Origin of the sequence: Streptomyces sp. KPB2 (assembly GCF_003950055.1) — a bacterium.
Lineage (GTDB): Bacteria > Actinomycetota > Actinomycetes > Streptomycetales > Streptomycetaceae > Streptomyces > Streptomyces salinarius.
In genome coordinates this window covers 178,625-198,152 of record NZ_CP034353.1, presented here as the reverse complement: position 1 = coordinate 198,152, position 19,528 = coordinate 178,625, and the positions used below count along the sequence as shown (strand labels likewise).

Here is a 19,528-nt window from a genome sequence, read left to right as displayed (position 1 = left end):
CGCGGCCGGCGGTGGTCAGGTGGGGGCGGGCCCCGTGGACTCGCGGACGACCAGGCGCGGCCGTTCCGCGAGGGCGGCGTCCTCGACCTCCTCGCCGCACAGGGCCAGCAGCATGCGGGCGGCGGCCGCCCCCACCCGCTGCACCTGCTGGTCGACCGTGGTCAGCCGGGGATGGAGCCAGCTGCCGAGCGGCAGGTTGTCGTACCCGACGACGGACACGTCCCGGGGCACGGACAGCCCGGCGCGCTGCGCGGTGCCGATGCCGCAGACCGCCATCGAGTCGTTGGCGTACACGATCGCGGTGGGCCGGTCGGCGGAGTCGAGGAGCGCCTCGGTGGCGCCCACGGCGCGCCGCTCGCTGAAGTCGGTGGGCAGGACCGCGAACGGGCGCAGGCCCGCCCCGCGCAGCGCCTCCTCGAAGGCCGCCCGGCGTACGCGCGTGTGCTGGAGCTCGGGCGGCCCGCTGACGTAGGCGACGCGCCGGTGGCCGAGGCCCAGCAGGTGGGCGACGGCCTCGGCGATCCCCGCGCCCTGGTCGCGCAGCCCGACCCGCGGGACGACGGCCGTGTCGTCGGGCGAACCGAGCAGCACCGCCGGCAGCCCGAGACGGGCGAGCAGCGCGGGCCGGGCGTCGTCGTCGCGGGCGTCGGTGAGCACGGCGCCGTCCACCCGGCCCTCGGCCGCGAGCCGCTCGTACAGCGCGTTCTCCTCACGGTGGCCGCTGACCAGGTGCAGCAGCAGACCGTAGCCGCGCGGCGCCAACTCGCCCTCTATGCCGGTGATCAGTTCACTGAAGTGGGGGTCGGAGCCCAGCACGTCCGTGGGGCGCCGCACCACCAGGGCGAGGCTGCGGGTGCGCGCGTTGCGCAGGGCCGCGGCGGAGGCACTGGGCGACCAGCCCAGCTCCAGCGCGGCGTCCAGGATCCGGCGGCGCGTCGCCTCGGAGAGCCGGCCCTTGTTGTTGAAGGCCTGGGACACGGCGGCCGTCGACACCCCGGCCGCCGCCGCGACCGCCTTGATCGTGGGCCGGCGCCCGGCCCGCTCGGTGGAGACGCTCACATCTTCACCGCCCCGCTGACCAGGGCCTGCTGCATGCGCTTCTGGAGCAGGGTGTAGACGACCCACACCGGCACCAGCGTCAGCACCGTACCCGCCGTCAGCACGCCGTAGTCCGTGCCGGTGATCGACTTCAGCGTGGGCAGGGCCACCTGGACCGTGCGCTGCGCCGGGTCCGGGCCGATGATGACCAGCGAGTACAGGTACTCGTTCCAGAAGGTCAGGAAGTTCAGCAGCAGCACGGTCGCGATGCCCGGCAGGCACATCGGCGTGTACACGTGCCGCAGCACCGCGAAGGTCGACGCCCCGTCGAGCCGGGCGGCCTCCTCCATCTCCGGCGGGATGGTGCGCATGAACTGCACCAGGATCACCACCGACAGCGGCAGCGCCGTGGCCGGCAGGAACAGCACCATGAAGATCCGGGTGTGGAACAGCCCGGTGGCCGCCGCCAGGAGGAAGGTGGGGAAGAGCGCCGCGAACGTCGGGATCAGGAAGCCCAGCGAGAAGACCTTCTCGACCACGCCCGCCAGCCGACCGGTCGACCGCGCCAGCGCGAACGCGGCCGGGATCGCCAGCAGCAGCGTGAGCGCCAGCGAGAACACCGTCACCAGCGCCGAGTTGACGACCGCGAGCCCGAGGTCGGCACTCTCGAAGGCCGTACGGAAGTTGCCGAACCCCAGCGACGTGGGCGGGGCGAAGGGGTGCGCGAAGATCTCGTCGTTGGACTTGAACGCCGAGGCCAGGAAGTAGTACAGCGGGACGACGAGCAGCACCGCGTACGTCCACACCAGGACGTGGGCCGGGAGCCAGCGCTTGCCGAGCTTCATCAGTGCTGCTCCGATCAGTAGTTCTGGCGGAAGACGCGGCGGATCGTCAGCAGCCCGACGAGTCCGGCGAGGAAGAGGAGGACGCCGACGGTCTGGCTGTAGCCGAGGTCGGCGGCGATGAACGCCTTCTGGTAGACGAGGAACGACAGGGTGGTGGACGACGTGCCCGGACCGCCCTGGGTGAGCAGCAGCACGTGCTGCGCGGAGCCGAACAGCGTCCACAGGAACTGGAGCATCGTCACCACGCCCACGTAGTCGCGGATGACGGGGAAGTGCACCGACCACATCGTCCGCCAGTGCCCCGCCCCGTCCAACTGGGCGGCCTCACCCAGCTCGTCGGGCACACTGCCCAGCCGGGCGGCGAACAGGACGGCGGTGAAGCCGATGCCCGCCCAGATGTCCAGGGCGATCAGACACGCCAGCGCCGTCGACGGCGAGGCCAGCCAGGCGTCGGCGAGGGAGCCGAGACCGACGCTCTCCAGCCCGCCGTTGAGCAGGCCGTCCGGGGAGAGGGCCGCGTAGAACACCATCGCCTTCGCGGGCGTCGAGATCAGCCCCGGGATGAAGAGCAGGTACCGGAGGACCCGGTGGCCCGGCGGCCGCTGGGCCACGTAGTACCCCAGCATGAACGCGCAGACGATCATCACCGGGACGGCGACGGCCAGTTGCACGGCGGTGTTGCGCACCGCGTCCCAGAACACCGGGTCGTCCAGCACCACCCGGGCGTTGTCCAGCCCGGCGAAGGACACCGGCTGGAGCATGCCCGGCCAGTGCAGGGCCGCGATGACGAAGATGGCGAGCAGCGGCCCGACCATGAAGACCAGGTACCACACCAGCGCGGGCACCGCGAGGACGGTGCCGCCCTGCCGGGGCCGGCGCGCGGCCGGGGCGGGGGACGCGGGCGGGGCGGCCTTGCGGGCCGCACTCCCGTCCGGCGTCGTCGTGAGCGTCGTCATGCGGTGACTCCCGGAGAACGGGTGGGACGGGGGAGAGGGACGAGAGGGCGCCGGGCGCCGGCCGCGGGGGTGTCCGGGCGGCTCATGCGGAGCGGTACGCGGACTCGAGGGCGGCGCGCACACGGGCCGGACCGGTGCCGCGGGTGAACGACGTGCTGGTCGCGGTGATCAGCGGTTGCGCGGCGGCCGGTGGCACGTACACGTCGGGCAGCAGCACCTGGCTCACCTCGGGGCCGAGCCGCTGGGCCGCACCGACCAGCGGGAAGTCGGTGGAGACGGCGTCCGTGCGCAGGGCCATGTCCCGGCCGCTCTCGGTCACGAACCGCGCGACGACGTCCTCGCGGTACATGAACCGCAGGAACTTCTCGACGTGCCCGATCTTGCGGACGCCGTTGGGGCTGATCCAGAAGCCGATGAGGGTGTAGGCGCGGATGACGGTCGGGCCGTCGTGCGCCGCCCCCTCCGCGAGAGGCCAGCCGCCGACCTCCGTGTGCCGGGCCACCTGCTCGGGCACCTTGGCCAGCGCGGAGGACATCGCCGACTGGACGGCCGCCTCCCCGGTGTTGAACTGCGTCGTCATCGAGTCGGAGGTGAGGCCCTGGGCCTTGTCCGCGAAGACGCCGGCGTCGCGCAGGTGCGTGAAGTACTCGATGCCCCGGCGGGCGCCGCGCCCGGAGAAGTCACCCGTCGAGTAGACGTGCCGGGCCTCCTCCTGGGACAGGAAGGTCTGGATGATCTGCGCCAGCAGCTTCTGGCCGGTCCAGTCGTTGCCGCCCACGGTCACCGGGGCGATGCCCTTGGCGCGCAGCCTGCGGGCCGCGGCGATCAGCTGGTCCCCGGTGGTGGGGATCTCGCCGACCCCGGCCCGGTCCAGCAGGGCGCGGTTGTACGCGACGGGCCAGTTGGTGGCGAAGTAGGGAAAGGCCCGGACCCGGCCCTCGTCGTCCGTCCAGTCGGCCAGCGCGGTGGGCAGGACCCGCCCGCGCAGCCCCCAGTCGTCGAGGTAGGGCTTGACGTCGACGGTCGCGCCCACGTCCGTCCAGGCCAGGGTCTTGTCGTAGAGGTTGACCATCACGACGTCGGCCTCCTTGCGGGCCAGTCGTGAGGTCTCGTACACCTGGGCGAGGTCGTCGCCGTTGATCAGGTTCTTGACCTTCACCCCCGGGTTCTCCTCCCGGAAGCGGTCCACGGCCGCGAGGTACGTGGGGGAGCCGGGCGCGGTGGTGCCGAGCTGGGTGTGGACGACGAGCGTGTCCGGGTCGGAGTCCGCCGACGCCAGCGACGAGCAGCCGGACAGAGCGGGCAGGGCCGCGGCCGCGGCCAAACCGGAACCGGCGGCGAGCAGTTCGCGCCGTGTCAGCGATGAGCGCACAGGGGTGGTCTCCAACCAAGCGGTTAACGATTGGTTAATCGATGTACCTCGTGAGGTGCGAGGACCATATGGAGTGCAGGGACCACGGTCAAGGGGGTGAGGCGAGGAGATTGCGTACCGGGCGAGTGGCGCGAGCTGCCTGGTCAGGTCGTCGTCGCGGCTGCGACGGTCAGGCCCAGCCGGTCCGCCACGGCTGTGAGGGCCGGTCCCAGCGGCAGCGCGATCCTGGTGACGGCCAGCCGGTCCCCGCGCGTGGCGTCCCGGTTGACGATCAGAACAGGCTTGCCCGCCTCGGCCGCCTGGCGGACGAAGCGGAGCCCCGACATGACCGTCAGCGACGAGCCGAGGACCAGCAGCGAGGACGTCGCACGCACCAGTTCGCGACAGTGCTCGACGCGGCGCGGCGGCACGTTCTCCCCGAAGAACACCACGTCCGGTTTGAGGATGCCGCCGCACACCGTGCACGGCACCACCCGGAAGTCCCCGACCTGTTCGTCCGTGAGGTCGGCGTCGCCGTCCGGGTTGATGCCGGCGGCCACCGGGGAGAAACCGGCGTTCACCTCCTCCAGTCGGCGGGCGAGTTCGCGACGCGGGCTGAAGGCACCGCAGGACAGGCAGACGACCCGGTCCAGGCTGCCGTGGAGCTCCACGACGCCCTCGCTGCCCGCGGCCTGGTGCAGACCGTCGACGTTCTGGGTGATCACACCGGTGAGCAGACCGTGCCGCCCGAACGCCGCCACCGATCGGTGACCCGCGTTGGGCAGGGCGCGGCCGAAGGTGCGCCAGCCGAGGTGACTGCGCGCCCAGTACCGGCGGCGGGCGTCGGGCGAGCCGGTGAAGTCCTGGTAGGTCATCGGCGTGTGCCGGCTCAGGCTGCCGCCCTCGCCCCGGTAGTCGGGGATGCCCGACTCGGTGGAGATTCCCGCCCCGCTGAGCACCAGCACACCGCCGGCGCCCAGGGCGTCGGCGACGGGTGCCAGGTCCGTGGTGCCCGGCGGCAGGTCCGCTCCCGGGGTCCAGCTCAGAGTGGGGCGCATGCGCATGCGGCAAGGGTACGGAACGCGCCGCCGTTCCGGGCGCCACGGGCCGGCACCGCCCGCCGCCCCCGCGCCATGGACCCGCGCGCCCGCGTCCCGTGCAACCGGCTGGCACCCCCGCCGCCCCCGCCGCCACGGGCCGGTACTGCCCGCCGCCCCCGCGTGCCGTCGGCAAGACGGAGCCCGTCCGGCGCCGGCCGCCGTCTCCCGGTGGGCGAGGAGCGCTGTCTGCCGCCGTGCTTCCCGGTATGACGGAGGTGGCCGGGAAAACGGCAGCCGCCGTGTCTCCTGGTACGGCGCACCGCCGCCCCCGCGCTTCCGGCGTGACACGCACCCCCGCGCCGCCCCTGGGCCGCCCCGGTCCCGGACGGCTCCGGCATGACCTTTCGCGTCCCGGGTGACAGACTTGGCACTGTCCAGGGGGCCGAGAGGCCCTGCCGGGAGAGGCGGCCTGGCGGGGAGTGGTCCATGTTCCGCAAGCGTCCCGCACCTGACGGTGAGGAGCTGCTCGCCCGGCTGGCCGCGCTGACCACGCAGGCGAAGGAGCTCGCCGAGCTGCGGCGGTCCCAGGTGGAGCTGGCGATCGCCCTGCAGCGGGACATGCTCCCCGCGGACCTCCCCGCCGTACCCGGCATCCACCTGGCCGCGTGCTACTCGCCCGCGTACGCCGGGCTCAACGTGGGCGGCGACTGGTACGACGCCTTCACCCTCCCCGACGGCCGCATCGGCCTCTCCGTCGGCGACGTCCAGGGCCACGCCATCGACGCCGCCGCCTTCATGGGGCAGGTGCGGGTCGGCCTGCGGGCGCTCGCCTCCGTGACCAGCGAACCCGGCGACCTCCTGGCCTGCACCAACGAACTGGTCCTCTCCCTCAACAAGGATCTGTTCGCCACCTGCACCTTCATGCGGTACGATCCGGCGACCGGCCTGCTGGAGAGCGCCCGGGCCGGCCACATCCCGTGTGTCCGGGCCACCGCGGACGGCCGGGCCGAGGTCTGCCGGGACGAGGGCGGGCCGCCCCTGGGCGTCATGGAGGGCACCGACTATCCCGTGACCCGGTACCGGCTGGGGACGGGCGGGGTGTTCGTCCTGGTCACGGACGGCGTGGTGGAGGGGCCGTCGCTGAGCGTCGACGACGGCCTGGAACGGGTGGTCCGGCTGGCGAGCCTCGCCGCCGCCGTCGGTATGGAGGCCCACGCGCTGGCGGCCGCCGTACTCAAGAACGCCGCGCTGATCGGGCACGAGGACGACGCGGCCGTGCTCGTCATCGGCCATGACGGGCGTTCCGTTACGCCGTAGGGCGTTCCCGTCTCGCCGGCCCGGCGGCACCGGTGTCTGATGGCTGCTGTGCTGGGTATCCGTGCATGGCCGAGACCGGTCGTCGTCGTCTGTGCCACGCTGCTGGTCGCCGGTTGCTACTACGCGGCGGGCCGGATCGGGCTGTCCCAGCAGCTGACCGCCGACGGTGCGGTCGTCACGCCCATCTGGCCGCCCACCGGCCTCGCGGTCACCTGCCTGCTCCTGTTCGGGCCCTGGTGCGTGCCGGGCATCGCCCTCGGCGCGCTGCTCGTCATCCTCTCCCTGGGGGTCCCGGACGTCGAAAGCGTCGGCATCGTGGCCGGCAACACCGCCGCCCCCGTCTGCGCCTGGCTGATGCTGCGCGCGGTGGGGTTCCGCGTGAGCCTGAGCCGCCTCCGGGACGGGCTGGCGCTCGTCTTCCTGGGGGCGCTGACCGCCATGCTGATCAGCTCGTGGGCGGGCGTCGGCATGCTCGTGCTGTCGGACAAACTTCCCACCGACCATCTTGGGATCGTCTGGCTGGCCTGGTGGGTCGGCGACGCGATGGGAGTCGTCCTCGTCACCCCGCTGCTGCTCCTGCTGTACCGCGCCCGCCTGCCGCCCCCGTCCGTGCGCTGGGCCGAGGCCCTCGGGCTCACCGCGGCCGTGTGCGTCCTGGTGCCCCTGATCATGTACAGCTCGGTGAGCGTGCTCTTCCTGGCCTATCCGATCCTGATCTGGTCGGTGCTGCGCTTCCAGCTGGCGGGCGGTATCCCGTGCGCACTGTTCGTGTCGGTGATGGCCACGGTCGTGGCCCGGCAGGATGCCGGGTCCTTCGGGAAGCTGACCGACGTCGAGACGATGATGAAGCTCCAGGCGTTCAACGGGACGCTGGGACTGACCGCGCTCCTGCTGTCCGCGGTGATCAGCGAACAGCTCCACACCAGGCGGTCGGTGGAACTGGCCTGTCAGGAGCTGGTCGAGGCGCTGCAACACCTGAACGCCGGTGGCTCCGGCAGTCCGGGGCCGCACGAAAGGGGTGTCCCGTGAGCCCGGCGGCGGCGCCCCGCCGCCCGGCGCGGGGAGGTCAGAAGTCGTAGTCGTCGATGTTCCCGGCGTCGAAGACCGTCGGGTCGCCGAGGGTGATGACGCCGTTCGCACCGAGTTTGAACCAGCCCAAGTCCCCGGCGAGGAACATCTGCCCCTCCCGGCCGGTGATCTGCCCCGAGGCGAGGGCCACCGCGGCGTGACCGGCCAGCTCACCGAGCTTGGCCGGGTCCCACAGCAGGAACGCCTCCACCGTGCCGTCCTCGATGTACGGACGCATGTCGTTGGGCGCGCCGAGCCCGGTGAGCTTCACCTCGCCCTTGTGCGACGACTGGGAGAGGTACTTCGCGGCCGCCTTGATCCCGTTGGTGGTGGGGGAGATGATCCCCTTCAGGTTCTTGTGCTCCCGGAGCAGTTCCTCGGCCTTCCGGTACGACTTCTCCGCCTCGTCGTCCCCGTAGACGACGTCCACCAGCCGCATGTCCTTGTACCGCGGATCCTCCAGCTCCTTCTTGATGCTGCTGATCCAGGCGTTCTGGTTCGTCGCAGTCCGGGCGGCGGACAGGATCGCGATGTCCCCCTTGTAGCCGGTCTGCTCACCGAGCAGCTCCAGCTGCCGTACGGCGATGTCCTCGGCGCTCGCGGGAGAGACGAAGGCGTAGCGGCACTCCGGCTTCGTGTCGGAGTCGTAGGTGACGACCTTGATGCCCTCGTCCATGGCCTGCTTCAGGGCGTTGCACAGCGCGTCGGGGTCCAGCGCCGAGACCGCGATGGCGTCGACCTTCTGCTCGGTGAGGTCGTCGATGTGGGACACCTGCCCGGAGGCGTCGGCGCCCTGGTCCGTGCCCACCTCCTTGAAGGTCGAGCCCAGTGACTTGACGGCGCGCTCCCCGCCCCGGTCGGCGACCGAGAAGTACGGCGTGTTGACCTGCTTGGGAAGGAAGCCGACGGTCAGGCCCGTCCTGGTGGGCGCGTTGGGGGAGGCCTCGGCGTTCTTGGCGTTCGCCGTCGTGTCGCCGCCCGCCGGGCCGTCGCCGTCACCGCACGCGGCGGTGAGAAGACTCAGGGAGGAAACGGCGGCGACGAGTACGGAGGCACGGCGGGAGGGGGTCTTGTGCATGCGCTTCTTTCGCGTGGGGCCGCCCTGGCGTGGGGGGCAGGGGCACTGAAAGGATTCAATGAAGCTTGACCGGACGTTAGGCAGAAAGATCGTCGCGGTCAATGCACTTGCGGGAAACAGTTCTTGGGCCCGCGGCCCCGCGGGCGTGCCCCGCCGGAAGTTGCTCAGGCCGGGGCCCGTGTGCCCGCCCCCGACGCCCGGCCGAGCGTGCGGTCGAAGAGGGTGAGCAGCAGATACAGCACACCGGCGCCGAGCATGACCCAGGCGAGCCGGTGCAGGCCGCCGGTGTCGGCGTGTTGCCCGAAGGAGGCGGCCGTCGCCGAGGAGGCGACCATCGAGCCGATGTAGGCGAACGTGCGCAGCAGCCCGGCCGAGGAGGCGGTGCGCTCCGGATCGGCCTGGAAGTAGACGGAGTTCTGCAGGGCCAGGTTGTTCAGCCCCTGCGGGACGCCGAAGACCAGCGCGACCAGGAGCAGTGTCCACAGCGGGCTGTCCCCGGTCAGCGTGAGGATCACCAGGCACGCGACGATCTGCCCGGCCGCGCCGAGCAGCAGCCTGCCCCGTACGCCCGTGCTGCGCCCCGACACGATCGAGACCCCGATCGCCAGCAGGAACATGGGCATCTGCACCAGACCGGCGTGGAAGGGCGTCAGCCCGAAGCCCTCCTCGGTCCACTGGGTGAAGCCGTAGAGGAAGGCGTACGCGACGACGTAGGCGACGAGTGCCCGCCCGTAGGTGGCCAGTAGCGGGGTGTTGCCGCCGAGCACGCGCAGGTCGACGAACGGGGTGGCGGCCCGCAGCTCCCGGACCGCGAACGCGGCTGCGGCGGCGGCCGAGAGGGCGAGCAGGTACCAGTCGCTCGGATGCGGGTTCATCAGGAAGAGCAGCAGCGTGACGAGCATGGCGGCGAACAGGCCCATGCCGGGCAGGTCGAGCCGGGCGGCCAGGTGTCCGTGTCGCGTGGAACCGCTCGCCGGGTCCGCCTTGGGCAGCCGCAGCAGACCCAGCAGGACGGCGGCGACGGCCAGGGGCACGTTCAGCGCGAAGGTGGCGCGCCAGCCGCCCACCGCGATCAGCAGACCGCCCAGCAGCGGGCCGACGACGGCGATGGTCTGGTTGGCGACCGCGAGCGCGGTGAGCACCCCGCCGGGACTGTCCCGCCCGGTCCGCTGGGCCTCACTGCGCACCAGCGCCATCGCCGCCGGATAGCCGGCGCAGGTGCCGAACCCGAGCAGGACGCGTGCGCCGATCAGAACGCCCAGGTTCGGGGACAGGGCGCCGGCGACGCCGGCGACGCCCACGAGGCCGGTGCCGAGGAGGAAGAGCCGGCGCGGCCCGAAGACGTCGATGAGCCGGCCGACGACCGGCTGCCCGAGCGAGGTGGCCAGATAGAGGGCGGAGACCAGCCAGGCGGTCTGCGCGGCCGGCGCGCCGAGCGCCCTGCCGATCGGCACCAGGGCGACCGCGATGATCGTGGAGTTGATCGGGTTCAGTACCGAACCGAGCAGCATCGGCGGCAGCAGTCCGCGGTCGAAGCCGGGTTTCCCCGCTCCGACCGCCGGGCCCGCCTTCGCGTCAGTCACGGGTCAGTCGCTCCAGGACGGCCATGGTCGCGATCACCGCGCGACGTTCCTCCTCCGTGCACCTGGCCTGCAGCCGGTCGGCGAGCCATTCCGTCCGGACCTGCCGCCCTTCCTCCACGCGGCGCACGCCCTCGGCGGTCAGCGTGATCAGCAGGCGGCGCCCGTCGTCCGGGTCGGGCTGCCGGTCGACCAGGCCCTTGGAAGCGAGTGCCGAGATCGTCGCCGTCATCGACTGGTGCCGGACGCCTTCGGTGGCGGCGAGCTCGCTGGCCGTGACGCCCCCCTTGTCGGAGAGCCTGGCCAGGACCGAGGACTGACCCAGGGTGAGGTCCTCGACCTCGGACGCCTTCAGGATGCGGCGGCGCAACCGGCTGATGACCGCACGGACCTCGCGCGACGCCTGGACGGCCGAGGGTGAGGGGCTCTCGTTCTCGCTCATGGCTCCAGACTAATGTCCACAGGGCGGGCTGTACAGGCTTGGCTGTATATGTCGACGGGTGAGCGGGTGACGGGTGCCGACTGTGCACGGGGCCGCGCGCGTGACCGCGAGGTGTTTCGCTCACGCTGCAATGACTTGCTCACGACAAGTCGGTCGATCCATCATGCGACGGCCGGTGTGCGGGCAACTCCCGTGCCTCATGGACGGATTCGGCCCGCGCGCCCGGTCGGCCGCGCCCTCCCGGTGCCCGTGCGGCCGCCACCCCGCCCCCCACGGGCACCGGAGAGAGCGGAGCACCCCACATGTCCTCCGGACTCCCCGCCAGACGTGCGCGCACCGCACTGTGCGCGACGGCCGTCGCGGCTGCCCTGGCCCTGCCGCTGACCGGCCCTCCGTCCCCGGCCGCCGCCGCACCGTCCGCCCCGCCCGGCACCTCCGTCACCACGGCGTTCGCCCGCGCCGCCGAGGCCCATGACGTCCCCCGGGACCTGCTGGTCGCCGTCGGCTACGGCGAGACCCGCCTCGACGACCACGCCGGACTGCCCAGCCAGGACAACGGCTACGGCATGATGCACCTGGTCAGCAACCCCGAACGGCACACCCTGGAGCAGGCCGCGCGGCTCACCGGCGCGAGCCTCGCCGACCTCCGAGGGGACACCGGCGCCAACATCGACGGCGCCGCCGCCGTACTGCGCGCCCTGGCCGACGAGGCCGGACTCGACGCCGCCGACCGCGACCGGCTCGGCGCCTGGTACCCCGTCACCGCCCGCTACGGCGCCCCCGGCGGCAGAGCCACGGCCCGGCTGTACGCCGACGCCGTCTACGACCTCCTCGCCGACGGCGTCCGGACCCGCGTCGACGGCGGCGAACGGATCACCGTCGCCCCGCACAGGGTGCGGCCCGAACGCGGGCCGTACGCGGGGACCGACGCCGACGCGGGGCTCGCCGCGGCCGCCGAATACCCCTCGGCGCTGTGGAACCCGGCCTACTCCGGCAACTACGCCGCAGGCCGCAGTTCGGCGATCACCACCGTGGTCGTCCACGTCACCCAGGGCTCCTACGCGGGGTCCATCAGCTGGTTCCAGAACCCGTCCGCCCAGGTCAGCGCCCACTACGTGGTGCGCTCCTCCGACGGGCAGATCACCCAGACGGTCCGCGAGGGCGACACCGCCTGGCACGCCCGCTCGGCCAACCCCTACTCCGTCGGCGTGGAGCACGAGGGCTACGTCGACGACCCCGCCTGGTTCACCGACGCCATGTACCGCTCCTCGGCTGCGCTGACCCGCTACCTCACCGACAAGTACGGCATCCCCAGGGACCGCGCGCACATCGTCGGACACAGCGAGGTCCCCGGCAACGACCACACCGACCCCGGCCCGAACTGGGACTGGGCCTACTACATGAGCCTGGTTCAGGGCGACGGCGACGGCGCCACCGGCACCCCCTTCCCCACCTGGGGCAGCCACGTGAGCATCCGTCAGGAGCCGACGACCGACTCCGCACGGGTGGCGAGTCTGCCCGGACCGACGACCGTCCGCGTGGCCTGCCAGGTCCACGGCGGCCTCGTCGAGTACGACGGCTACAGCAACGACGCCTGGTCGTACCTGCCCGACCGCGGCGGTTACGTCTCCAACATCTTCATCGACGTCGACGACGCCTGGCTCCCAGGAGTGCCCACATGCTGACCCCTTCCTCCCGGCGCCGCGGATCCGCCCCGCGCCGCAGACCCCGCACCACCCGCGCCCTGACCGGTACCGTGTGCCTGCTCGCCCTCGCCGGTACGGCCCTTGCCGCCGGGCCCGCCCCGGCCGCCGACGCCGCGGTCCCGCCCGCCCCGGTGTCCTGGCGCGCGGACCTGTCCCGGACCGGTGCCGACGACGTCAACGTCCGGTACGACGCGGGCGCCCTGCGGGTGCGGGACGGCTCCGTCAGCCCCGCCTCCCTCGGCCGGGACCGCGGCTACGCCTCCGCCGTACTGGAGACACACCACGTGGACCGGCCCGTGAACCGGGTAGCCGTGGACCTCGACGCGACGGTGCCCGACGCGGCGAGCGTCGAGGTCGACGTGCGCGGACGCGCGGCCGACGGCACCTGGACCGAGTGGCGGCGGGCGGCGGCCGGCGCCCCGGCCGACCTGCCCCGGTACGTCGTCGACGTCCAGACCCGGCTCACCCTGTGGAACGCCAAGGGCGAACCCACCGCGGCCGTACGGGCGGTGACCCTGACGGCCCACGACACGGGCACCGCGCCCGCCGAGCCCACGCCGACGACCAGGGCCTCCGCCTTCTCCGCCCGCGTCTACGCCACCCGCGAGGGCCTCGTCGGGCACACCACCGCCAACGGGCACGTCATCCAGGCCAACGACCACTTCGTGGCGCTCCCCTCCCGCCGCGCCCTGTCACCCAACGGCAGCGGCCAGTACTCGGTGCAGGTGTGCGGGCCGGCCCGCTGCGAGACGGCGCCCGTGTGGGACGTCGGCCCGTGGAACACCCACGACGACCACTGGAACCCCTCGTCGGTGCGCGAGCAGTGGAAGGACCTCCCGCAGGGGCTGCCCGAGGCGCAAGCCGCGTACGAGGACGGCTACAACGGCGGACGCGACGAGTTCGGCCGGCAGGTCGCCAACCCGGCCGGCATCGACCTCGCCGACGGCACCTTCTACAACGTCGGCCTGAACGACAACGGCTGGGTGACCGTCACCTACCTGTGGACCGAGGGCGGCGGCGACACCACGTCGTTCCCGACCTGGGGCACCGACGTGAGCATCCGGCAGCAGGCGACGACCGCGTCCACGCGCGTGGCGAGTCTGCCCGGGCCCACGACCGTGCGGGTGCGCTGCCAGGTCCACGGCCAGCTCGTGAACTACGACGGCTACAGCAACGACGCCTGGTCCTACCTGCCCGACTACGGCGGTTACGTCTCCAACATCTTCATCGACGTGGCCGACGCCTGGCTCCCGGGCGTGCCCACCTGCTGAGCCTCCAGGAGGGCGGACCCGAGCGCCGTGCGGCGGTGCAGCACCCGGTTGCCCTCGCGCCGGGTGCTCACCAGCCCCGCCTCGCGCAGCACGGCGGCGTGCCGGCTCGCCGTGGAGGGGGCCAGGCGCAACGCGCCGGCCAGGGCCGTCGTCGTCATCGGCGCCTCCAGGGACTCCAGCATCCAGGCCCGGGAGGCGCCGATCAGCTGTGCGACGGACGGCCCGGCCGCCCCGGCCCGCGACCGCGCGAGCCAGCCCGGCTCCGGGTCCAGCGGATGCACCAGCACGTGCGGCAGCGACTCGTCCACCAGGGCCAGTGGGGTGCGTACGCAGAAGAAGGCGGGCACCAGCGTCAGCGGGCGCCCGCCCAGCCGCAGCACCCGGGACTCGGGGTAGGGGGCGGCGAGCCGGGTACCGTCCGGCCGCCGCCAGCCCGGCAGTTCCGCGTAGCTCCCCAGCAGCGCCTCCGCCCCGCCGGCGAGCGCCGCCTCGGCCCGGCGGGCACGGTCCTCGCCGGCCCGGGCGCGGATCACGGACAGGTACGGGGCCACGGCCAGCGCGTGGTATCTCCGCAGTGTGCCGCCGAGCCACCGCAGTGCCGCCGACTCCCCGGTGGCGACCCACCGTACGCTGCGCGGCACGGGACGGTGCGACCGAGCACCCAACCGGGTCAGTTCGGCGACGAGCCGGCGCCGGGGCGTCGACTGCACCCGGTCGACGGCGTCCTCGAGACCGAGGTCGCCGTGACCGGGCGTCAGGAAGTCCGGGAAGTAACCGACGGCCGGACACAGGGGCATCAACGCCCTGACATCGTCGGCCAGTCCGGCCCGGTGGAGGGCCCGGCGCACCTCGCGGCGCCAGGGGCCGTAGGTCAGGAACTCCTGGCCGTTCTGGAGCAGGTGGAGGCTCAGCACCGTCTCCCAGAGGGCGTCGGTGCCGCGGGCCACCCGTAACCGGGCCAACGCACCCTGGTCGAACTCGACTTGAAGCACTGACCCCACTCCACTCGCGTCCCGGCGGGTTCTCGCGGAAGAAAGCTGACCACGCAGTCGTGCGGTGCCAGACGATGGTGCCCGAGGTCTACGCGCGTCCGCCAGAGCCCGCGGAGAACCGGCGACGGAGCCGACCGCACAATGGGCGCATGACTTCCTCCTCCACCGGGGCCGCCGCGCGGGACGACCCGACGCGGACGCGTCTCGCGGCCGCCGGGGCCGCAGCCGTGATCGTCGGTGCCGGACTGACGCTCAGGGCCGTGGCGACGGGGGAGGTGGCCAAGTACGGCGGCGACGCGCTGTACACCCTGCTGCTGTTCGCCCTCGTCCTCGTGGTGGCGCCGGGGACGGCACCGATCAGGGCCGCCGCACTGGCCCTGGCGGTGAGCTGGGGCGTGGAGTTCCTCCAGCTCACCGACGGGCCGGCGCACCTCGCCCGGCAGAGCACGGCCGCCCGTCTGGTCCTGGGTTCCACCTTCAACGCGCCGGATCTGTTCTGGTACGCGGTCGGCGCGGTGACCGGCCCGCTGGTCGTCAGGCGACGGTGAAGCGCACCGGTGTCCCGACCGCTGCCTGGGCCGCCGCCGCGAGAGCCGGCTCCGGGACGACCGCGATCACCGGGTAGCCGCCCGTCGTCGGGTGGTCGTGCAGGAAGATCACCGGGCGTCCGTCCGGCGGGACCTGTACGGCCCCCAGGACCATGCCCTCGCTGGGCAGTTCGCCCGTCGACGTGCGCTGCAGCGGCGGCCCCTCGGTGCGCAGGCCGATGCGGTTGCTGTGCGGGGAGACGCGGTAGGCGGCCGAGGTGAGCGTGCGCAGCGCGGCCGGGGCGAACCAGTCGGCACGGGGACCCGGGCGCACCGGCAGGACCAGTTCGGCGGGCGGCCCGGGCCAGGGGGCGGCGACGGGCAGCGGCACCGGCCCCGAAGGGGCGCCCACCGCCACGACGTCCCCGCCCCGCAGGGGGGAGGGACCCAGCCCCGACAGCAGGTCCGTCGAACGGCTGCCCAGGACGGGGTGGGCGGCGACGCCGCCCGCGACGGCGATGTACGAGCGGACGCCCGCGGTCACCGTCCCGACGTCCAGGACCGCGCCCGCCGGCACCCGCACCGGCGAGCCCCAGGCGGCCGGCCTGCCGTCGACCGTCACCGGGCAGGGCGCCCCGCCGACCACGACGGCGACGTCCCGGTCGGCCCGCAGGGCGCAGCCGGTCACCGTCGTCTCCAGGACGGCGGCGTCGGGATCGTTGCCGAGGAGACGGTTGGCGAGCCGCATCGCGGGCGCGTCCAGCGCGCCGGAGCGGGGGACACCCAGGTGGGCGTGGCCGGCCCGGCCGGCGTCCTGCACCGTGGTGAGCGCACCGGAGCGCACCGTCGTCAGCCTGACCGTCATGCCCCGGCCTCCGGGCTCGTCCCGGCCGCGACGCCGACGCCGGTCGGGGCGCCGCCCGCCGGGGCGCCGGTGGCCGTGACGTCGTCCGCTGTGACGAACCGCACGCGCGTCCCCGGCGTGAGGAGCGCGGCCCGCTCCCGCGCCGGGTCCCACAGCGGACGCGGGTCGGGCATGGTGCCGATCAGCTGCCAGCCGCCCGGAGTGGCGCGGGGATAGACGGCGCTGTACGGACCGGCGAGGGCCACCGCGCCGGCCGGCACACGGGTCCGCGGCGTGGACCGGCGCGGAACGTGCAGCCGGGGCGGCAGCCCGGTGAGATAGCCGAACCCGGGCGCGAAGCCGCAGAACGCGACCCGGTAGGTGTGCGCGCGGTGGCACGCGCCGACCTCGTCCGGCGCGACCCCCCACAGCGCCGCCACGTCGGCCAGGTCCGGTCCGTCGTAGCGCACGGGGATCTCCACCACGTCGCCCGTGTCGTCCGCGACCGGCGGCACCTCCCAGCCGGCGACCGCGCGGGCCAGCGCCCGGGGGTCCGACACGCCGTCCAGCAGGACGGTCCGCGCCCCCGGAACCACCTCGGTGACCGGCGGCAGCGTGCCGGCGGCGCGCCGGCGCAGCACCTCGGCGTGGAAGGCCGCGGTGTGCTCGGCGTCGGACAGCTCGACGAGGAGGGCGTGGACGCCGGCGGGACGCGCCGTGAGGGACCGGGCACCGCTCATGCGAAGGCCCCGATCCCGACCCCGGCCGTCTCCAGCGCCGCACGCACCCGGGCGGCGATCCGGGCGGCGTTCGGTGTGTCGCCGTGCACGCACAGCGAACGGGCGGCGACCGCGACGGTGGTGCCGTCCACCGACTCGACGGACCCCTTCACGGCGAAGGCCACCGCACGGCGTACCACCGCGTCCCCGTCCGTCACCACCGAGCCCGGCTCACCGCGGGGGACCAGGGTGCCCCGCGCGGTGTAGGCGCGGTCCGCGAAGGCCTCCGGCACGCCGGTGAGTCCCGCGTCCGCGGCGGCCGTGAGCAGCCGCGAGCCGGGCAGGCCCAGCACCGGCAGCGCGCCGCCCGCCAGCCGTACCCCGGCCACGACCGCACGGGCCTGCCCGTCGTCGTGGACGGTGCGGTTGTAGAGCGCGCCGTGCGGCTTGACGTAGGCGACCGTGGCCCCGGCGGCCTCGGCGAAGACCCGGAGCGCGCCGATCTGGTACGCCACCTCGGCCGTCAGCTCGTCCGCGGGCACGTCCATGGCACGTCGTCCGAAGCCCGCCAGGTCGCGGTAGGACACCTGCGCCCCGATCCGCACCCCGCGCTCCGCGGCGAGGTCGCAGACGCGGCGCATCACCGAGGGGTCGCCCGCGTGGAATCCGCAGGCGACGTTGGCGCTGGTGACGACGGAGAGCAGGGCGTCGTCGTCGGTGAGGGTCCAGCGGCCGAAGCCTTCACCGAGATCTGCGTTGAGGTCGATCACACCTTGAACGTAGACGATCGTTGAACGATCCGACAAGAGACCTCCGGGTTGTCCGCTTCCACATCGGTGAGGATTCACCTCTTGTTAGATCGTTCAACGATCGCTAGTGTCCGTGCATCTGCCACGTATCTGGAGCTATGGTCCCCGGGACCGATGAGTCACGTTCCGAAGCTCCGGATCCGTGCCCTGCCCCCTCATGCCTGAAGAAGGCCACCGAATGATCGTTCTCCTCGGTGTGGTCGTGGTGATCCTCGGATTCGTCACGCGCCGCAACCCCGTCCTCGTGGTGGGCGTCGCCGGTATCGTCACCGGACTGCTCGGCAAGATGAACCCGCTGGAGGTCCTCGCGGCCTTCGGCCGGTCGTTCGCCGACAGCCGCTCGGTCACCGTCTACGCCATCGTGCTCCCGGTGATCGGGCTGCTCGAGCGCTACGGCCTGCGCGAGCAGGCCCGCAATCTCATCGGCCGGCTGGGCAAGCTCAGCGCCGGCCGGTTCCTCACCGTCTACCTGCTGGTCCGGCAGGTCACCGCGGCCTTCGGCCTGAACAGCATCGGCGGCCCGGCGCAGACCGTGCGGCCCCTGGTGGCACCGATGGCCGAGGCCGCCGCCGAACGCTCCACCGGGGCCAAGCTGCCCGACAAGCTGCGCGAGAAGGTCCGCTCCTACTCGGCCTCGGCCGACACCGTGGGCGTCTTCTTCGGCGAGGACTGCTTCATCGCCATCGGCTCCATCCTGCTGATCACCGGATTCGTGAACTCCACGTACCACCAGGACATCGAGCCGACCCAGCTCGCCCTGTGGGCGATCCCGCTCGCCGTCTGCGCCTTCCTCATCCACGGCGCCCGGTTGCTGCTCATGGACAGGCAGCTCGAGCGCGAGATGGCGCAGGCCGCCGCCGAACACGACCTTCCGCTTCCCGAGGGGGCCGACAAGTGATCAAGGTCGAATGGCTGTACTGGCTGATAGGCCTCGTCTTCGTGGTCATGGCCGTGCAGATGGCCGCGGACCGCAGCAACCCGAAGCGGTGGACGTCCGCCGCCTTCTGGGGCCTGCTCGGACTCACCTTCCCCTACGGCACCGGCGTCGCCAACGCCACCGCGGGCAACGGCGGCTGGACCCTGCCCGCCGAACCGCTCGGCGTCGCCGTCCTGGCCCTGATCGTGCTGGCCGGCTTCAACTTCCTCGGCAAGGGCGTCCCGGTCACCACGACCGGCGAACAGCGCGAGGCCGCCGCCTCCCGGCTCGGCAGCAAGATCTTCATTCCCGCGCTGACCATCCCGCTCGTCGCGATCGTCTGCGCCTCCCTGCTGGACGAGTCCGGGCTCTTCGAGTCGGGCAAGGCCACCCTCCTCGGGCTCGGCCTCGGCTGCATCGCCGCGCTCGTCGTCGGGATGCTGGTGACCGGCGAGAAGAAGATCTCCGTCCCGATCCACTCCGGCCGCTCCATGCTGGAGGCGATGGGCTCCGCCCTGCTGCTGCCCCAGCTCCTGGCCGTGCTCGGCTCGATCTTCGCCGCCGCCGGGGTCGGCGACCAGGTCGGGGACATCATGAATAAGGTCCTGCCCGACGACTCCAAGTACTTCGCCGTCGTCGCCTACTGCGTGGGCATGTTCCTGTTCACCGTCATCATGGGCAACGCCTTCGCCGCCTTCCCCGTGATGACCGCGGCGATCGGCTGGCCGGTCCTCATCCAGCAGATGCACGGCAACGAGCCCGCCGTCCTCGCGATCGGCATGCTGGCCGGCTTCGCCGGCACCCTCTGCACGCCGATGGCCGCGAACTTCAACATCGTCCCGGCCACGCTGCTCGAACTGAAGGACCAGTACGGGCCGATCAAGGCACAGCTGCCGACGGGCATCGCGCTGCTCGGCTGCTGCACGGTCATCATGGCGCTCTTCGCCTTCTGACCGTCCCGCCCGGCGACCGCCCGCCCGGGCCCGCCCGCGCCGGCACCCGTACGACCCGACCCGCAAGGCAAGGAAC

At 73.0% G+C, this 19,528-nt stretch carries 19 protein-coding genes; 7 read left to right on the top strand and 12 right to left on the bottom strand.

Going from position 1 to position 19,528, the window contains the following annotated elements:
• Nucleotides 1-15 precede the first annotated feature (15 nt).
• The 5 genes from D1J63_RS00910 to D1J63_RS00890 all read right to left on the bottom strand — a co-directional run bounded on the left by D1J63_RS00910 (nucleotide 16) and on the right by D1J63_RS00890 (nucleotide 5,254).
• The gene (locus D1J63_RS00910; protein WP_125627284.1) at nucleotides 16-1,059 is read right to left on the bottom strand and encodes a LacI family DNA-binding transcriptional regulator; all 1,044 of its coding nucleotides are present in this window, start codon (nucleotides 1,057-1,059) and stop codon (nucleotides 16-18) included.
• Entirely contained in the window at nucleotides 1,056-1,883 is an 828-nt protein-coding gene (locus D1J63_RS00905; RefSeq protein WP_102927208.1) for a carbohydrate ABC transporter permease, read from the bottom strand. Before D1J63_RS00905 ends, D1J63_RS00910 begins: the two co-directional genes overlap by 4 nt.
• 14 nt (nucleotides 1,884-1,897) lie before the next feature.
• The gene (locus D1J63_RS00900) at nucleotides 1,898-2,839 is read right to left on the bottom strand and encodes a sugar ABC transporter permease (protein WP_125627283.1); all 942 of its coding nucleotides are present in this window, start codon (nucleotides 2,837-2,839) and stop codon (nucleotides 1,898-1,900) included.
• 82 nt (nucleotides 2,840-2,921) lie between these two features.
• A complete protein-coding gene (locus D1J63_RS00895) occupies nucleotides 2,922-4,211 on the bottom strand; it encodes an ABC transporter substrate-binding protein (RefSeq protein WP_125627282.1) in 1,290 nt (429 codons plus the stop codon).
• 143 nt (nucleotides 4,212-4,354) lie between these two features.
• Nucleotides 4,355-5,254 (bottom strand): NAD-dependent protein deacetylase, encoded by a 900-nt coding sequence (locus tag D1J63_RS00890; protein ID WP_125627281.1) that lies wholly within the window; start codon nucleotides 5,252-5,254, stop codon nucleotides 4,355-4,357.
• Nucleotides 5,255-5,716: 462 nt separating this feature from the next.
• Here D1J63_RS00890 and D1J63_RS00885 point away from each other — a divergent pair, with 462 nt between their 5' ends.
• Both D1J63_RS00885 and D1J63_RS00880 read left to right on the top strand, forming a co-directional pair.
• On the top strand, nucleotides 5,717-6,547 hold the full coding sequence (locus D1J63_RS00885) for a PP2C family protein-serine/threonine phosphatase (protein ID WP_102927596.1): 831 nt from the start codon (nucleotides 5,717-5,719) through the stop codon (nucleotides 6,545-6,547).
• A 39-nt stretch (nucleotides 6,548-6,586) separates the two neighbouring features.
• A complete protein-coding gene (locus tag D1J63_RS00880; protein WP_102927597.1) occupies nucleotides 6,587-7,576 on the top strand; it encodes an MASE1 domain-containing protein in 990 nt (329 codons plus the stop codon).
• A 37-nt stretch (nucleotides 7,577-7,613) separates the two neighbouring features.
• Here the strand turns inward: D1J63_RS00880 and rhaS are convergent, their stop codons facing one another.
• The 3 genes from rhaS to D1J63_RS00865 form a co-directional block, all read right to left on the bottom strand.
• On the bottom strand, nucleotides 7,614-8,693 hold the full coding sequence (gene rhaS / locus D1J63_RS00875) for a rhamnose ABC transporter substrate-binding protein (RefSeq protein WP_125627280.1): 1,080 nt from the start codon (nucleotides 8,691-8,693) through the stop codon (nucleotides 7,614-7,616).
• Nucleotides 8,694-8,857: 164 nt separating this feature from the next.
• Nucleotides 8,858-10,204 carry an MFS transporter gene (locus tag D1J63_RS00870; RefSeq protein WP_232249053.1) on the bottom strand — a complete coding sequence of 449 codons (1,347 nt, stop codon included), beginning with the start codon at nucleotides 10,202-10,204 and terminating at the stop codon, nucleotides 8,858-8,860.
• A gap of 64 nt (nucleotides 10,205-10,268) precedes the next feature.
• The gene (locus D1J63_RS00865) at nucleotides 10,269-10,715 is read right to left on the bottom strand and encodes a MarR family transcriptional regulator (RefSeq protein ID WP_125627278.1); all 447 of its coding nucleotides are present in this window, start codon (nucleotides 10,713-10,715) and stop codon (nucleotides 10,269-10,271) included.
• Nucleotides 10,716-11,017: 302 nt separating this feature from the next.
• Between D1J63_RS00865 and D1J63_RS00860 the strand changes: the two genes are divergently transcribed.
• Complete coding sequence (locus tag D1J63_RS00860) at nucleotides 11,018-12,400, top strand: peptidoglycan recognition family protein (protein WP_125627277.1); 1,383 nt, start codon at nucleotides 11,018-11,020, stop codon at nucleotides 12,398-12,400.
• The gene (locus D1J63_RS00855) at nucleotides 12,394-13,692 is read left to right on the top strand and encodes a hypothetical protein (protein ID WP_125627276.1); all 1,299 of its coding nucleotides are present in this window, start codon (nucleotides 12,394-12,396) and stop codon (nucleotides 13,690-13,692) included. The genes D1J63_RS00860 and D1J63_RS00855 overlap by 7 nt, the downstream gene beginning before the upstream one ends.
• Here D1J63_RS00855 and D1J63_RS00850 read toward each other — a convergent pair.
• A complete protein-coding gene (locus D1J63_RS00850; protein WP_125627275.1) occupies nucleotides 13,629-14,684 on the bottom strand; it encodes a helix-turn-helix domain-containing protein in 1,056 nt (351 codons plus the stop codon). The genes D1J63_RS00855 and D1J63_RS00850 overlap by 64 nt on opposite strands.
• Nucleotides 14,685-14,833: 149 nt before the next feature.
• On the opposite strand from D1J63_RS00850, the gene D1J63_RS00845 reads away from it, so the two are divergent.
• Nucleotides 14,834-15,232, top strand: coding sequence for a DUF2809 domain-containing protein (locus tag D1J63_RS00845; RefSeq protein WP_125627274.1), 399 nt, complete (start codon nucleotides 14,834-14,836; stop codon nucleotides 15,230-15,232).
• On the opposite strand, the gene D1J63_RS00840 is transcribed toward D1J63_RS00845, so the two are convergent.
• Genes D1J63_RS00840 through D1J63_RS00830 form a run of 3 tightly spaced genes read right to left on the bottom strand, consistent with a single transcriptional unit; the run spans nucleotide 15,219 to nucleotide 17,544 of the window.
• Complete coding sequence (locus tag D1J63_RS00840) at nucleotides 15,219-16,076, bottom strand: biotin-dependent carboxyltransferase family protein (protein WP_125627273.1); 858 nt, start codon at nucleotides 16,074-16,076, stop codon at nucleotides 15,219-15,221. The genes D1J63_RS00845 and D1J63_RS00840 overlap by 14 nt on opposite strands.
• Nucleotides 16,073-16,795 carry an allophanate hydrolase subunit 1 gene (locus D1J63_RS00835; RefSeq protein ID WP_241235495.1) on the bottom strand — a complete coding sequence of 241 codons (723 nt, stop codon included), beginning with the start codon at nucleotides 16,793-16,795 and terminating at the stop codon, nucleotides 16,073-16,075. The genes D1J63_RS00840 and D1J63_RS00835 overlap by 4 nt, the downstream gene beginning before the upstream one ends.
• Nucleotides 16,792-17,544: a 5-oxoprolinase subunit PxpA gene (locus D1J63_RS00830; RefSeq protein ID WP_125627272.1), complete on the bottom strand. Its 753-nt coding sequence runs from the start codon at nucleotides 17,542-17,544 to the stop codon at nucleotides 16,792-16,794. Before D1J63_RS00830 ends, D1J63_RS00835 begins: the two co-directional genes overlap by 4 nt.
• A 217-nt stretch (nucleotides 17,545-17,761) precedes the next feature.
• Between D1J63_RS00830 and D1J63_RS00825 the strand changes: the two genes are divergently transcribed.
• The gene (locus D1J63_RS00825) at nucleotides 17,762-18,481 is read left to right on the top strand and encodes a DUF969 domain-containing protein (protein WP_125627271.1); all 720 of its coding nucleotides are present in this window, start codon (nucleotides 17,762-17,764) and stop codon (nucleotides 18,479-18,481) included.
• A complete protein-coding gene (locus D1J63_RS00820; RefSeq protein WP_125627270.1) occupies nucleotides 18,478-19,452 on the top strand; it encodes a DUF979 domain-containing protein in 975 nt (324 codons plus the stop codon). Before D1J63_RS00825 ends, D1J63_RS00820 begins: the two co-directional genes overlap by 4 nt.
• The last annotated feature ends 76 nt before the right edge of the window (nucleotides 19,453-19,528 follow it).